Annotated in this window: 19 protein-coding genes; 6 read left to right on the forward strand and 13 right to left on the reverse strand. The window is 41.6% G+C overall.

Annotated elements, in window-relative coordinates:
* The first annotated feature begins 62 nt into the window (after positions 1 to 62).
* Positions 63 to 542 carry a hypothetical protein gene (locus IM473_RS12615; protein ID WP_287658690.1) on the forward strand — a complete coding sequence of 160 codons (480 nt, stop codon included), beginning with the start codon at positions 63 to 65 and terminating at the stop codon, positions 540 to 542.
* A 164-nt stretch (positions 543 to 706) separates the two neighbouring features.
* On the opposite strand, the gene IM473_RS12620 is transcribed toward IM473_RS12615, so the two are convergent.
* Together IM473_RS12620 and IM473_RS12625 are read right to left on the reverse strand one after the other, a co-directional pair.
* Positions 707 to 865, reverse strand: coding sequence for a microviridin/marinostatin family tricyclic proteinase inhibitor (locus IM473_RS12620; RefSeq protein ID WP_287658692.1), 159 nt, complete (start codon positions 863 to 865; stop codon positions 707 to 709).
* A gap of 185 nt (positions 866 to 1,050) precedes the next feature.
* A complete protein-coding gene (locus IM473_RS12625; RefSeq protein ID WP_287658694.1) occupies positions 1,051 to 1,377 on the reverse strand; it encodes a mannose-binding lectin in 327 nt (108 codons plus the stop codon).
* 367 nt (positions 1,378 to 1,744) lie between these two features.
* Between IM473_RS12625 and IM473_RS12630 the strand changes: the two genes are divergently transcribed.
* Both IM473_RS12630 and IM473_RS12635 read left to right on the forward strand, forming a co-directional pair.
* Positions 1,745 to 2,533 (forward strand): class I SAM-dependent methyltransferase, encoded by a 789-nt coding sequence (locus IM473_RS12630; protein WP_287658695.1) that lies wholly within the window; start codon positions 1,745 to 1,747, stop codon positions 2,531 to 2,533.
* 38 nt (positions 2,534 to 2,571) lie between these two features.
* Positions 2,572 to 3,306, forward strand: coding sequence for an SDR family oxidoreductase (locus IM473_RS12635; protein ID WP_287658696.1), 735 nt, complete (start codon positions 2,572 to 2,574; stop codon positions 3,304 to 3,306).
* Between the two features lie 388 nt (positions 3,307 to 3,694).
* Here IM473_RS12635 and IM473_RS12640 read toward each other — a convergent pair whose 3' ends face one another.
* The 9 genes from IM473_RS12640 to IM473_RS12680 all read right to left on the reverse strand — a co-directional run bounded on the left by IM473_RS12640 (position 3,695) and on the right by IM473_RS12680 (position 10,261).
* On the reverse strand, positions 3,695 to 3,943 hold the full coding sequence (locus tag IM473_RS12640; RefSeq protein WP_287658698.1) for a type II toxin-antitoxin system HicB family antitoxin: 249 nt from the start codon (positions 3,941 to 3,943) through the stop codon (positions 3,695 to 3,697).
* On the reverse strand, positions 3,933 to 4,235 hold the full coding sequence (locus IM473_RS12645) for a type II toxin-antitoxin system HicA family toxin (RefSeq protein WP_287658699.1): 303 nt from the start codon (positions 4,233 to 4,235) through the stop codon (positions 3,933 to 3,935). Before IM473_RS12645 ends, IM473_RS12640 begins: the two co-directional genes overlap by 11 nt.
* A gap of 301 nt (positions 4,236 to 4,536) precedes the next feature.
* A complete protein-coding gene (locus IM473_RS12650; RefSeq protein ID WP_287658700.1) occupies positions 4,537 to 6,624 on the reverse strand; it encodes an SUMF1/EgtB/PvdO family nonheme iron enzyme in 2,088 nt (695 codons plus the stop codon).
* A gap of 97 nt (positions 6,625 to 6,721) precedes the next feature.
* Positions 6,722 to 7,057, reverse strand: a complete 336-nt coding sequence (locus tag IM473_RS12655) for a HepT-like ribonuclease domain-containing protein (protein WP_287658701.1) — start codon at positions 7,055 to 7,057, stop codon at positions 6,722 to 6,724.
* Entirely contained in the window at positions 7,054 to 7,347 is a 294-nt protein-coding gene (locus IM473_RS12660; RefSeq protein ID WP_286827148.1) for a nucleotidyltransferase family protein, read from the reverse strand. Before IM473_RS12660 ends, IM473_RS12655 begins: the two co-directional genes overlap by 4 nt.
* Positions 7,348 to 7,427: 80 nt before the next feature.
* Positions 7,428 to 8,195, reverse strand: a complete 768-nt coding sequence (locus IM473_RS12665) for a PP2C family serine/threonine-protein phosphatase (protein WP_287658702.1) — start codon at positions 8,193 to 8,195, stop codon at positions 7,428 to 7,430.
* 13 nt (positions 8,196 to 8,208) lie between these two features.
* Positions 8,209 to 8,865, reverse strand: coding sequence for a vWA domain-containing protein (locus tag IM473_RS12670; RefSeq protein ID WP_287658703.1), 657 nt, complete (start codon positions 8,863 to 8,865; stop codon positions 8,209 to 8,211).
* A gap of 264 nt (positions 8,866 to 9,129) precedes the next feature.
* On the reverse strand, positions 9,130 to 9,471 hold the full coding sequence (locus IM473_RS12675; protein ID WP_287658704.1) for a thioredoxin family protein: 342 nt from the start codon (positions 9,469 to 9,471) through the stop codon (positions 9,130 to 9,132).
* An 88-nt stretch (positions 9,472 to 9,559) separates the two neighbouring features.
* A complete protein-coding gene (locus IM473_RS12680; RefSeq protein WP_287658706.1) occupies positions 9,560 to 10,261 on the reverse strand; it encodes an NnrU family protein in 702 nt (233 codons plus the stop codon).
* 186 nt (positions 10,262 to 10,447) lie between these two features.
* On the opposite strand from IM473_RS12680, the gene IM473_RS12685 reads away from it, so the two are divergent.
* The gene (locus IM473_RS12685; RefSeq protein WP_002753074.1) at positions 10,448 to 10,741 is read left to right on the forward strand and encodes a (2Fe-2S) ferredoxin domain-containing protein; all 294 of its coding nucleotides are present in this window, start codon (positions 10,448 to 10,450) and stop codon (positions 10,739 to 10,741) included.
* A 345-nt stretch (positions 10,742 to 11,086) separates the two neighbouring features.
* Here IM473_RS12685 and infC read toward each other — a convergent pair whose 3' ends face one another.
* Positions 11,087 to 11,617, reverse strand: a complete 531-nt coding sequence (infC, locus tag IM473_RS12690) for a translation initiation factor IF-3 (RefSeq protein WP_002736104.1) — start codon at positions 11,615 to 11,617, stop codon at positions 11,087 to 11,089.
* A 402-nt stretch (positions 11,618 to 12,019) separates the two neighbouring features.
* Here infC and IM473_RS12695 point away from each other — a divergent pair, with 402 nt between their 5' ends.
* Positions 12,020 to 13,447 carry an AAA family ATPase gene (locus IM473_RS12695; RefSeq protein WP_287658708.1) on the forward strand — a complete coding sequence of 476 codons (1,428 nt, stop codon included), beginning with the start codon at positions 12,020 to 12,022 and terminating at the stop codon, positions 13,445 to 13,447.
* A gap of 10 nt (positions 13,448 to 13,457) precedes the next feature.
* Positions 13,458 to 14,159 (forward strand): DUF4276 family protein, encoded by a 702-nt coding sequence (locus IM473_RS12700; protein ID WP_287658709.1) that lies wholly within the window; start codon positions 13,458 to 13,460, stop codon positions 14,157 to 14,159.
* A 190-nt stretch (positions 14,160 to 14,349) separates the two neighbouring features.
* Here IM473_RS12700 and IM473_RS12705 read toward each other — a convergent pair whose 3' ends face one another.
* Positions 14,350 to 14,682, reverse strand: coding sequence for a nucleotidyltransferase family protein (locus tag IM473_RS12705; protein WP_287658710.1), 333 nt, complete (start codon positions 14,680 to 14,682; stop codon positions 14,350 to 14,352).
* Positions 14,683 to 14,710 lie beyond the last annotated feature (28 nt).

The following is a 14,710-nucleotide window of genomic DNA, read 5'->3' on the forward strand; positions in this document are numbered from 1 at the left end:
GATTTTATATGACTGAAATCCCGACCAACCAATCCAACTTAGTGATTTTAGGAGTCTCATCAATGACGGAAACTACTGAAACGGCCATTCCCAATGATTTTCTCGGAATTAATCCCACAGACATCAACAAAAAACTTGTCTCCTGGGGAATTTCTCTGGATGAAGTTGTTCAAAAACTTGCATCTCTGGGACTCCCCGGCATTATTTTCATTATTGCTGTTGCCGCATCCGGTGGTACTGCCTATCCGATGATTTACGCGCTTTTTGGGTTAGGCGGTCCGCTGGGACTAATTGGTGGACTTGGGGTCTTAGGCATCTCTACCATTATTGGCGACATTGTTACGCGTTATGGCATTGAGGCACTGCTTAAAACGGTCTATCTCAAACGTCGTGAAACAGAAACTCAAGAATATCTCATCAATGAGGTGGAAGGTTTGCCAATTTCTCAAGTTCTAAAACTTAACCTGAAAAAGGCTATTGAAGTAGAAATTGCTGCCGAAGAACCCATTGCTCCCAAAGAAGTCGAAATTGCTGAAGAGTAGTTTTAACTTGACTAAGCACCTTCTCCCCCCGCTGCCCTCACCGGCAAATTGACTTTTTCAGCAAACCCTAAATACAACAAAAAACCGCCATAAATCTTACTCCTGCTTGACTTATGGCGGCAGTTTATTTCTGTCTGAATTACTGAAAGCAATCTTTAAATTAATTAACTATCTTCCCAGTCAGAAGGCCATTTCCAAGTCCAAACGGGAGCGGGTTGAGAATCGGGGGGGGAATCGGGAGTCGGAGCCTCGTCTTGGTCCGCAGATAAAAAACGAGCAAAGAAGGGGATTGCTTTACTTTGTTCGCTATTAGGATAATTCATGGTCATTCCTAGTTTTGAGTGGCAGCTTTTTCAAGCTAGCTGCGATTACCTTGCGATAGTAACATATATTGCCGTCTTACTCAAGTCAAATACTTGGTGAACTACCTACACTTCTCTTGCGGGTAAGTGTAGGTTTCCTAGCCAACAGATAGCGGAATCCTGGATTTCTTGCGTCTTCCCCTAGCCTATCCGATTTCCAGTTGGCTATCGTTATTATCGATCTGACTGTCTAACAGTATTTGCGTAGGTTTCCATTTCCCATCCCTTGTTTCACAAGTACACACCAACCATACGGATTGCTCTCCATCCCCGAACTCAAGGTGACAATCTTGGCAGGTTTCTTGGAAGTTTTGATCCCCGAACTGCAATTCCCCATCTATATTACCGATATGGTCACTAAGCGTCAGTTCGGTGGGGAGCCATTCTCCATCGCGAGCTTGGCACTCAGCACTCAGGATTGTGCTGTCAGGGTCGTAGTTAATACTGCTACAAGTGTGCGAAAAATTAGGCATGACAACTCTGCGTTTTAAAAAACAGTATGATTCAGCATAGTGCCTTAGCAGCCGACATTCGGCACCGCTTCATATACTTTTATATATTTTTACATTCCCCAAGATGTTTTGACGAAAAACCTTGATTGTAGAAACTACTATTGAGAAAAATTTCAATAATTGATTTTTTCTGAGAAAAAAATTTGCAATTCTTCACCTTGATAAAAATCCATGATTGTAGCTATAATCTTTACTGGCAAAGGATTGTAAGCAATATATTAGTAAAAATTATCAATTGAATGTTAAGAAGTGCGGAAAGTGGGTTCTAATAAGGCCAATCGTGTTAGACTAATGTAGTTTTTGCCGAAAGAGTTAAGTGAGTTTAACAATGGATAAAAATGAATGGATTAGTAGATTTGATGATTTAATTTGTAGTCCTTCGATTCGAGAGTTTTATGGTGAAAGAGAGTTTTTTAATGTCGGTTATTGGCTCTCCCATACTCAAGATCAACAGGAAGCATCCTCTACTCTGATGGAGAAACTTTTAGAATTTATTCCCAACAAACAGGGAACAATTCTTGATGTTGGCTGTGGTTTGGGAGCAACTACTCATTATCTTCTCAAATATTACCCATTGACAGCAATTGTGGGCATTAACATTTCTCCGACACAAATTGCCAGAAGTCTCTTGAATTTTCCCGAGGGTAAATTTCTGTTAATGGATGCGGTAGAGATGGATTTTGCCGATCATTCTTTTGAGCAAATTATTTGTGTAGAAGCGGCTTTTTATTTTAATACTAGGCGGCAATTCTTACAAGAAGCTTGGCGAGTATTAAAGCCGGGGGGAACCTTAATTCTCTCAGATCTGAGTTTTGCCACAACAGAACTTTTGGGGGATTGGACAGTTCCCCAAGCAAACACGGTCAAAGATAGGGCAGAGTATCAAAATCTTTATCAACAGGCAGGGTTTAAAGATGTTCAATTTGTCGAGGTGACGGAGGAGTGCTGGTTCAGACATTTTCGCCATCTTAAGTCTTGGTTAACAGAGGAATTTCAATCAGGAAAATTAGACGAAGAAACCTATAATTTAAACATTAAGGCTCTGGATAATTTGCTAAGTTCCTCAGCCATAACTTATTGGTTAGTTGCTGGCCAAAAGCCAGTTAATATACTGTAATAGTTGTCAGTTTTTCTTGAATTTTTGGAGACAAAAAAATGTTTGATTCCTTATCGGGTAAAAAAGTCGTTATTATTGGTGCAAGCTCCGGGATTGACCTAGCGATTGCCGAAAAATTGCTCTCCCTGGGGGCAAAAGTGGTGCTTTCCCATGCTTCTCAAGAGAAATTAGATGAGGCTATTGCCCTAATTTCCGGGGAGATTGAAGCCAAAACTGTTAATTTTTTACAGGAAGATTCTGTTAATGCCTTTTTTGCAGAAATTGGCAACTTTGACCATTTAGTAGTCACCTCTCTCGGAGACAGAAATATGCCGCGAGCCTTATTAACCGAAATGACCGCAGAAACGGCCCGGGGAGGTATGGAGAAATTCTGGGGAACCTTTTTGGCAGTGCGTGGCTCCCTGAAAACTTTGGCTAAGGACGGTTCTATTACCCTGACATCCAGCGTCACTATGTTCAAATATTCCAAAATGGGCGGAATTTCCGTCATAGCCGCCGCTAATAGTGCTGTAGCCGTATTTGGACGCGCCCTCGCCCTAGAACTCGCTCCTATTCGCGTTAACGTTGTTGCCCCCGGATTAATAGAAGATACAAGCATCTGGACCAGTCAAGGTGATTCAGAACGCTCGGACCTGAGCAAATGGGCGGTTTCTGCTCTACCTGTCGAACATTTAGGGCAACCCGAAGAAGTCGCCCTAGCAGTATTGAGTTTGATTATCAACCCCTATATGACAGGTGTGGTTTTACCCGTGGACGGTGGAGTTACTCTTTAAAAGAAATGGTGAAAAAAGACCGAGAAATCCTCGAGAACAAAAAATCTGGTGTCAGAGCAGAAGAGCGAAAAGAACAAAGTGAGCAGAAAAATGCAGGAAAATTAATAAGTAGGGCTTGCTGAATAATGGTAAAACCCTTTTAAAATAAGGCTTTTGACCTGTTAAAATCCGATGTTACTGCTGCGAAAATAGGATTGGGACTTTCAAAAACCTGGCATTATCTTTCGTGCAGTACACAAACTGGTACAAAAAAGCAGGGCAACAAAGCCTGAAACTCTTGCCTCGCAGCCTCGGAGCCTTCTGCCTGACCCCACCCTAGGCCTTTTTCAGCAAACCCTAAATAATTGGGTTGGGTTTCGTTCCGAGGGCCCAACCTACCTACCTATTGCTAAATTTGTTGGTGTAATTTCCGGTCTAGCTGTGACAGAAAACTATCAGAAAAAGGTTTTTCTGGCTGTTCCCCACGCTCGGCACAAAAAGCTAGGTAATCTTCCACTGAATCAGCAAAAGCTTGCTGCAATTCCGCTACACTCTCTCCCTGAAAAGTGATAACATCTCGGACGTTGGCCACCTCACCGTAAAAGATACCCGCCTCGTCATCAAAAGAAACTACTGCTTCGTAACCTTTATACTTCATCGTTTTCCACTCCTGCCTCGCTTAAAAAGCGCCTCACTGATACTACAGCCCCCTTGTCCGTTTCCCGACGAGGATGGGGGCGATGGAAGACGGCTCTAACTCCCTTAAGGGCTACCCGTACCCGCGACCCCCTACCTTCGGATATTTCTGCTCCCAGTGCCTCCAGCAGCGATTCGATATCCGTCCAGACAACATCTGACCGGACGGGCTGCTCGAAGATTTGGTCCAGAATTTTTCGCTGTTTTTTCGAGAGTGCCATTGTAGCATCATAACTTAATAAGCTGCCGTGCATCTAAATGACATATTATTTAAATCAAAAAAACACCTAATTTGATTTTGGATTTCCCTTGTTTCAATCTAACTGATAACTGTTAACTGTTCACTGAATAAAGGGTTCTACCTGAATATTACTTTAAGGCAGAGCCTTAAATATTGTATTCCAAGTTGGCGCTAAAGCGCAACTACGAACCTTAACTCAAACTACAGATTACTACCCCAATTTTCTCAAAAAAAAATCGACCCGCCTAGCGGCGGGAAAGAAAAAAAAAAGAAAAAAGTAAAAAAGAGGAAAAAGGGGAAAAAGAAAATAAGGATTACAGGGTCCTCCCAGCACCGCACACTACCCGAAAACCGAAGAAGTAGTCGCTTAATGCCGCGAGGGGGTTGTCGCGGCGGTCGAAGAGGTAGCGGGAAGCGGAACGGCAGTATTCTGGTTGATAGTCCCAGGAACCGCCCCGCAGTAGCTTATACCAAGAACCGCCCCGCACTATTTGATAAATATTATCATCTGTCAGCCAAGCACTGCCATCACTTGGCGCATTTTTATAGTTATCGTGCCAATCGTCTTCGCACCACTCCCAAACATTGCCACTCATGTCATAGAGTCCCCAAGCATTGGGCCTTTTCTGACCCACAGGATGAGTTTCACCCTGAGAATTTCCTATATACCAAGCGTAATCTCCTAACTGATTAGCATCATCACCGAAATAAAAGCGAGTAGTAGTCCCCGCACGACAAGCATATTCCCATTCCGCTTCTGTCGGTAGGCGATAGGTTTTACCTGTTATTTGACTCAATTTTTGACAAAAAGCTTGAGCGTCGTCCCAGCTAACACTTTTTACCGGATTTTGCGGATTATTTTGAAACAAAGAGGGATTGATTCCCATTACTGCTTCATATTGCGCCTGAGTAATTGGATATTTCCCGATCGCAAAACTGTTGACTTGAACTTGGTGTTGAGGCTTTTCAAAATCCGAAGCATCGGGATCACTGTCAGGAGATCCCATGAGAAATTGACCTGCTGGTAAGCCTACCATTTCCAGTGTTAGTCCATTGGGTAGGTTTTCTGTAAATGGAGGAGGTAAAGGAGAAGGAGGAGGTAAAGGAAGAGGTAAAGGAGAAAGAGAAGGTAAAGGAGGAGGTAAAGGACGAGGAGAAGGAGGAGTAGGAGTAGGATTCTGACGAGACAACTGAGCGAAAATATTACTAGCGACTGTCCCTGCTGTAATTAACCCCAAATTTATTAAGACTTTACGACGCGACCATCTTTGAGGAGGTATAGGTGAAGGAGATGATTTAATCGATACTGGGGGAGGTGGTGGCGAAGATAGCGGTGGTGGCGCTACTTTAGGTGACGGTGTAGATGTCACAGTAGCGATACTTTTACTTGGAAAAATATCAAAATTTAAATCACTAGCTCGCTCACACCAATAACACTTTCCGTAACTTTTGCTGTAGTAATGAGTATCAATCTTCCCACAGCGTATAACCTCATTTAATGCAGCTTCCAAAGTACCACGCCATTCCTCAGCCGTCGGTCGTTTTTGGGGGAATTTATGTCCCTCATTGAAACAGCGCAAAAATAGGGCGTGTAAGTCGGGATGTAGGATATTTAATGGTATGGTAGTATTACTAGGTACAACCAATTTATCCCCAGAAAAAGGCCAGAGTCCCCGTCGAATTAGTTCCGACTGTTCCAGGGAATCTCCTGCTCCTTGCCACACTCCCCGAAACGGCGGACCACCGAATAGTAGATAATAAATAACAACTCCTAATCGAAAGCGATCATGCACTTCTGTTTGATCTACATCTGCTAGATTCACTCCGATTAATTCCGCTGGGGTAAATCCTTCTGAGCCAACTAAACACCGATATATTTTACCGCTATAGGGATCTGATACTTGAAATGAATCTGTATCAATAATTGTAGGCAACCCCCGATTATTCACTAAGATATTTTCTAGCTTTATGTCTCCTAAAACATAACCTTTAAGGTGAATTGCTTCGATAATAGCGGCTATATTCCGCGCTACTACATGAAGAAAATACCAATTAGTTTCTAACTTGTATTTTCTTCTCATTATGGGCGTACAAAGCTTTAATAATGTTTCTGAACCCACCACTTCTGGCATTAAAAACCCAATGACTTTTCCCTGTTTATCTTCCAAGATAGAATAGGGCCAAGCGAAGGAAATATGGTTAAGATGAGCATTAGGATCACTGGGCCGATTTCTCACCATTAACTGTAATTTATCAACCCTTTCATTATGGGGATTGTGGTAGATTTTCGCTAAGTACCCATTAAAGTTAGTGTGCCATACTTTCGCCTCGCCACTGTTGGCAAGTTCTCGCGTTAGGGTAATCAGGCGATTCTGTAGTTGACAGCGATAAGTTAAAGACATCAAAAAATCTCCGAGTATTTGTGCTGTTCAGTCCCATCGTAGGTTGGGTTGAACGATAGTTAAACCCAACTTTTTTTAATAATTGAGTTGGGTTTCGTCAAATCAATTTCTGTAAAATAGCTTCGATTTGTCCTTTTAGAGGGGGAATGTCATTTTCAACAATATCCCAAATAATCTCTAGATTAATACAAAAATATTCATGAATAGTTAAGTTTCTTAGATCGCTGGCATCTCGCCAAGGAACTTCGGGATATCTTGCTTTAAATTCTTGAGAAGTTGCTCTAGCTGCTTCACCAATAATTTGTAAATGATAGACAATCCAAGTTTGAATTAATTCTTGTTGTTCAAACAGGGTTTTTCCCTGTCGAGCATACTTTTCTAAACGCTCAATTGCTTCTAAAATATCCCGCAAGCGTTCGCTATCATCTCTCATAGTGGTATTGCTTCTTTAAGTACCCGCTCTCTGATTCTATCTTTAAGTCCCTGTTCGGTAACAATATCAACTTTGCAGCCTAACAAGGCTTCAAGTTCTCGAATTAACGGCAAGGGAAACCAGGGACTCCGACGTTCGCTACAATAATCAATTAATAAATCAATATCGCTTTTTTCGTCAGCTTCTCCCCGTGCAATAGAACCAAAAATTCGCACATTATTTGCGCCGTGTTTAGCCGCAATAGCAATAATTTTTTCTCGTTTGTTTTTGAGTAATTCGTCAATTTTCATGATCTACTTAGTCCACAGTCTTATCATAGGTTGGGTTGAACCAGATCCAGAAACCGGGTTTCTTAAACAAACCGGGTTTCTTAAACCCCTCGGTTTCTTAAACAAAAAGCTAGGAGTAGCGTTTTATCATCGGTTGTTAACTTATTTAAATCCTCCCGCTCTAAAAATTCTTTGAGGTCTTCCTGCAATGGCGTTTCTGTGTGCTGCAAATATTCTTCTAATGGCTGAAAAAAAGGCGGAAAAGGCTGCCAAGTTTTATAATCAATAGATACCTTTTCCACTCCATCCGTCGCCACACAAATAAACGCAACTGGCTCAGTTAAAACTCCTATTTGCATATCCTCCAAAGCATTGCTAGAAGTAACAAAAGTGGTTTCATTGATGTATTCTCCCTTGTCAGGCCGGAACAATAACTGATAATTTCCTTCCAGAGGTTTGAACACAATAAAACCGTCTCCTATCTGCATCGCCGCTAATCGTTTTGAAGTAACCAAAACAACCAGTAAAGTTGTCGCCAGATCATTAATATCTAACTGTTCTTTTTCGGCTTCTTCTTGGAGAATTTGCTGAACATAAGCCAACAGTCGCCGGAATATTTCCTTTAATTCGGCTTCAGTTCCAGTGGCAGCTAATGCTGTTTTTTTGAGATTTTCCTCTAAAAATTGCAGCGCTGCTTTAACTGTTATTTTCGCACCTAAATCCGAATGTTTGGCACTACCGGCCCCATCGGCCACGGCTCCAATCAAAACATCCTGACCCAATACTTGATAAGCACCGTAATCTTGACAGGGTAATCCCGCTTGGATATGAAAACTACCGACCACCGACTGACATAATGTTCTCCACATAATTAACTGTCCTCTAGGTGGTGATTTGTCCCCAATTCACTGGTGGTAAAGCGATCGCCGCTCCAATTTTACCACCAGAAACTCGTTTCATTGAGTTACTTAACCACTGAAATAAATCCCGAAAATCTAAACCATTGAGTAACACGGGGGGATTATTAGAAATCTGTTTGAGCTTCTCCATATCGGCCCCCTGAACACCTACAGAAAAAAATAAAACCCGATTTTCTGCTTCGGCTTGTTTTACCCGTTGCGCCGCCAGATTCCATTGATCCGTAGGCGCACCATCAGTAATTAAAAATACCCAGGGGCGATAATATTGGATACCATAACTTTTATAAATCGCTTTATGATCTTCGATTAAATCTAAGGCCAATTCAATCGCTTTTCCCATCGGAGTTAAGTCTCCTGCGGTTAAAGTCGGTGGCGTAAATTGATCAATCCCGACAAAATCTTGCACGGTTTTAACCCCTCCATTACCAAAGGTAACAATGGCGGTTTCTACGCTCAACGTCGCTTGGGTATCCCGCATCACATCCTCCTGAAAGGTTTTGATGCCATCATTGAGAGCCTTAATCGGTTCCCCTTGCATTGAACCAGAGGTATCTAGTAGTAGTACCACAGGACAGCGATTTTCCTGATTTTCGACAAATTCAGCCACACCAATCGGCATTTTTTTAAGCCTCCTAATTTTTTGAACTGGGGGAACTATGGGAGTTTTAGGAATTGGGATTATCTACTTTTTGCCCTATTATATTATCTCTGCCAGTTCCATCAGAGGCTCTCTTATTCTTTGTGTGATAAGTTTAACTTACTATAAGAGCGATCAATCTTTGTGTCCTTTGTGTCTTTGTGGTTCGTTCCACTCGCTCACCGGCTTTACCATATCTTAGAAGACATTTTACCCACAGAACCCATCAGAAAAGGTATCTTTCCCTTAAGCTAAACGCAGGATTTGATTTTTGGCCATTAGTCGCAGGGTTTGATGCAATTCCTCGCGACTGTGAATTTCCTCCAGACGATGAACGGGAACACCTTGATCGAAGAGAATTAACGTAGGCAGACTACGCAGACGAAAACTATTAGCTAATTGAAAATTCTCATCGGCATTGACACCGACTAATTGAATCGCATCTTGACACTCATTTTGCCAAGAAAAGAGGGTGGGTTGGATTAAACGACATAAACCACACCAGGGAGCCCAAAAATGCACGAGTACCGGACGAGAAGACTCTAAAACTAGCTTAGGGAAGCTCTTTTCGTTGACGGATAGTATCATGTCTAAACGTATTTTATGAAAACTTGATTTTGATATAGAAACCATTCTACACCAATCGGGATCAACAGGAAAGGGGTTGTGAGCAAAATCACCAATAAATTTTACTTGTTGCTTGTATTAGCCAAGGATGCGCCCACCAGAGGAGTAAAATAAACCCTGTTACTCCTAGATAGGCAGGACGAAGGAATTCTTGCCATTTTAGGCTTTGCCGACCATCAATAATCGCTAAAAAGGGAATCACCGAGGTGCGTTCTTTGACCTTTAAAAATGCCTCTCCGTAACGGTTCTCTAACCGGCGATCGCCATGCCAGACAGCAAAAAGATGATGGGCAATTAAACCTAGGGAAGTCAATAGGGTAAAGCTTGTCCCTAACCAGAGGGTATGGGCAATACACCAGATCACCTGTCCTACCATCTGGGGATGACGGGTAACGCGCAGGATGCCGGTTTCGTAGAGATGAACCTGGGGTTTTTGGATAGCGGCGATCTCCAGCAGGTTAAAGGTGGCAGGATAGAGAAAGAAAAAAGAAATGGCCGAAAGTATCCAAACTAGGGTTTTAACTCCGGTTACTCCCTGTACTTGCCAGAGAAGCAAACCATCATAACGATGATTGAAGAAATAAACTACTAAAATTACCGCTAGAGGAATACTCACAAGGGCAAATAATACCCGATACAGTCGCGCACCGATGATAGCTTCTCCCCGCATTCGTAAACTGGCTAATCCGCTATGGGCAACAGCAAAACCCAGTAATAAAACTAACATGACCCAATGACTAGCGAATGCCACTTTTACCCTCTTGATTGACTAAATTTTTCTCCCAATTCTATTTTAAAGATTGATGGTTAATTTTCAGCACCTTTTTTTTGTGTTGCCAGTATCGGGGATTCGGGGCAAAATAAAACTATGCTTCCCCAAAGCGACTCCCAAGAATATAACCGGGGAACTATCTAATTTTGCAACTTTTTAGGTAATATGTCTTATCCCCAAAAGCGATTTGTGATGGTCTGTCAGCATTCTTCCTGTTTGGTGCAGGGTGCGTCCGAGCTTCTTTTAGCTTGGCAAACGGCAGCTCTCCCAGAAGATGTCATCGTTATGACCAGTGGTTGTCAAGGACAGTGTAGCACTAGCCCGACGGTGAGAATTATTCCCGAGGAAACTTGGTACTGTCGTGTTAAACCAGAGGATGTCAATCAGATTGTCGAAGAACATTTAAAAAACGGTCAACCAGTTGAGCGTTTACTCCATCCACGCATTCACGCTCAATAGCAGTAAACGGCTCTCCCAGGCTTGGTGGGTAAAATGTATTCTAAGATACATTCCTCCTAGCGAGGGGGTGGAACGAACCACAAAGACACAAAGGACACAAAGATCGATCATATTGTGAGTTAAACTTATCACACAGAACCTAGAAGAGCCAGTAAACTCGGTCATCAATTTTTAGACTATGCTTCACAATAGTCTTTTGCTTCTAGGTTAACCCCTGTGAGTGCCTGTGATTGCAATCCAGAGACTTAATTCTCGGATAATACATTTGTTTTAGATTATTGGTTTCCTTTCGGGATTTCCGAAGAACAAAAAAGGGGACTTAGCCCCTTTTTCCGGATTAGTTAGTTATTTTTTCGGCGATAACATCATCATCATGTTACGACCTTCTTTTTTTGGTGCTTGCTGTACCTCAGCCACATCCTCTAAATCCTTGGCCATGCGAGCCAGTAATTCTTCCGCTAGGTTAGAGTGTTGAATTTCCCGACCTCGGAAGGTAATCGTCGCTTTTACCTTATCTCCCGCTTTTAAAAAACGTTGCGCTTGGTTGACTCGCACGTTGTAGTCATGCTCATCGATTTTATAGCGCATTTTAACTTCTTTTATATCGGCTGTATGCTGTTTTTTCTTGGCTTCGCGGGCCTTTTTCTCCTGTTCAAACTTGTACTTACCATAGTCCATAATCCGGCAAACGGGAGGACTTGCCGTTTCACTGACGAGGACGAGATCAAGTTCCTTTTCTTCGGCCACGCGCAAAGCTTCGGCAGGAGTAATAATACCTAGCTGAGAGCCGTCGCTATCGATAACGCGGATTTCAGGAAAGCGGATTCTTTCGTTAATTTGGGGGAGATCGCGAGTAGTGCGTCTTTTATCTATCACAGGCGTTCTGGGTTATCTCTATTCTAGTTAGTTAATCGGTTGGAGTTTACAAAATGATTTACTTGCTATTCTACCTACTCGATCGAGTTTCTTGGCCAATTGTTAAGTTTTCTTGCAATGTTAATTTTTAGCCGCCGGTCGTCAGCCGTCGGCCGTCAGCCAGATAAGCTGTTGTCTATGGGCTTTGTTAGACTAAGACCCCATACTCTCAGGAATCGATCGGTAAGGTGCGTTCTCCCTCGTTGCAGCAGGTAACGCACCCGACAAAATCGGCGGCATCGCACTACCCCTGTAAACCAATGTCTAGATTATAGTAGGACGGTATCGGGCGAAAGTTGATAAGATTTTCCAGTATGGTTAAATGTCGCGCTGATGTTTTAATATTACTTATCGCCTAAAACTATGATTACTTATATTAAAATTCATGGCTTTAAATCCTTTCATAATTTTGAAATGGTATTCACGCCGCTTACTGTAGTTGCTGGGGTTAATGCTTCTGGTAAGAGTAATTTATTTGATGCTTTGCAATTGTTGGCGCGGCTGGCAGAAGTGGATCTGAAGACGGCTTTTAGCGAGCAACGAGGACATCCTAGCGAACTTTTTACCCAATATGATGAGGACGACTACGCCACGGAAATGGAATTTATAGTTGAAATGTTAGTCAATCGCAAGGTAAAAGATAATTGGGGTGGGGAAGTTGATCTTAAATATACAAGATTACGCTATCAATTAAAAATTAAACGAGAGTCTAATATAAGTGGATTTGAAAACTTGTATATTGTTGATGAACGTTTAGAAAATTTAAAGCACAATGAAGATAATTGGGTAAAAAATTATATTCCTAAGACAGTATTGGAAACTTGGCGACCAAAAGTAGTAACGGGTAGGAGAGCGATTCCTTATATTAAGACTGAAGATATTAATGGTATTGCTACCATTGTTGTACCTCAAGACGGTCAACAAGGAAATAAAAAAGTATTTCCCGCAAAAAACGCATCACAAACTGTTTTAAGCAGCATTAATACCATAGATTTTAAACATATATTAGCCGCCAAACAAGAAATGCTGAGTTGGAAGTTTATGCAGCTTAATCCCGAAGATTTGCGAGAACCTACTCGTCAAGATATGGGCATCAGAGATACAATAACAGCAAGCGGAAAGAATTTAGCCGCTGCTTTATTTCGCATTAAACAAGATAATAAATATACCCTCACAGAAATTTCCCGTGATCTCAATAATCTGCTACCGAATCTTACAGAAGTTAATGTTTATGATGACAAAGCAAATCGACAATTTATTATCAAGGTAAAAGGTGATGATGGTCGGGAGTTTTCTTCGAGAGTGCTTTCCGAAGGAACCCTACGTTTATTAACATTATGTGTCCTGCAATACGACCGACAACACACAGGATTACTGTGTTTTGAAGAGCCAGAAAATGGCATTCATCCTTTTCGTATTGAAGCAATGGCAAGATTATTAAAAGAGCTAACTGTCGATTTTGAAGATACTGAAATGCCTTTACGCCAAGTAATAGTGAACACTCATTCTCCGGTTCTGGTGAGTCAATTAATTAATTGGCAAGATGATAAAAATGTCAGCATTTGGCTTTCTCAACTTACCACTATAATATCCACTATTGAAGGGAAGCGAATTAAGATGAAAAGCAGTAATTTTCACCCTGTTATCAAAGATAATAAAAAGCAATTAACCTTATTTTTCTCCGAAAATGAGGCCAAGCTAACTCTCTCGGAAGTTGTCGAATATCTAAAAACTGCTGATGCTGAAAGTGCGATTAAAAATATTAAAAATCAACAAAACCAATTAACGTAAATCAATTAAGATGGCCAAAAAAATCAAACAAATAATTATTGCCTTAGCTACAGAAGGCAGTTCCGATCATAGATTTTTAACGAATATTATTCAGCGCACTTTCGAGAGAGTTGCCTTTGACGATGAACAAGAAATAGAAATTTTTGACCCAATTTGTCTTCCACAAATCTCTCGCGAAAATATCCGAGAAAAAGCTAAAAAATATGCAATTCAAGCGGTGGAGAAGGGAGCAATGGTTTTGTGCTTCCATGCAGACGCAGATGATAAAACAGATAAAAACGCATTTAAGGAAAGAATTAATCCGGCTTTTAATGCTATTAAATCAGACGAGCGAGACTTATGCAAAAATTTAGTTGCTATCGTTCCAATACAAATGACTGAAGCCTGGATATTAGCAGACAAAGAATTACTAAAAAAAGAATTGTGTACAAATAAAAGTGATAGTGAGTTGGCAATCGATAAAGACCCCGAATTTTTTAGCAATCCGAAAGAAACAATTAAAAATGCCATCAATAAAGCCAGAGAAGGTATGACTAAACGGTATCGAAATAAACTAAAACTTGAGGATTTATATTCACCGCTTGGTACAAAAATCCCATTGTCGAAATTAGAATCATTGTCTTCCTACAAAAAATTTGAAGAGGCAGTACGAGATATTTTTCCACAATTAACGAAAGTCAACAATATAGAGGATAATCCTGATCAAAGGTGAATAGGACCTTGCTAATACCATTTTTCTAAAGTAATGGCAGAGATGGTTAATTGCCTCCAACCTCAAACCCTATTCTAGAAAAGAAAATGGGAGTAAGATGTCTGCCACGAATAAAGAAAAATGGCATAAGGTGCGTTCCCTGTCGTCGCAGCAAGAAACGCACCCGACAAAATCTGCGGATTGCAGCATATCAAGCAGGAATTGGGGATCCCGTTGCATAAATCACTTGAGCCGAAGAAAGGATTTGATTACGGCGTAGGTAGTTGCGACTGGTGGCAATGCCTTGGCGGGTAATCAGGTCAACATCTCGATCGAAGATGGTTTTTAGCTCTGCTTCCATTTGGTCTAGGGTGCTGAATGTGGGGTGAGCTTCTGGATGAAATTCCACCATAACATCAATGTCGCTGTCGGGGCGGAAGTCTTCGCGCAGGACGGAGCCGAATAGAGCAAATTCGGTTACTTGCCAGCAATCGCAAAACTGGGCAATTTTTTCCATCGGTAGGTCGATCGCGGTAATCGTCATGGCATTGTTACTCCCAAGGTTTCAAGTT

It is taken from the genome of Microcystis sp. M015S2, assembly GCF_020245945.1.
Lineage (GTDB): Bacteria > Cyanobacteriota > Cyanobacteriia > Cyanobacteriales > Microcystaceae > Microcystis.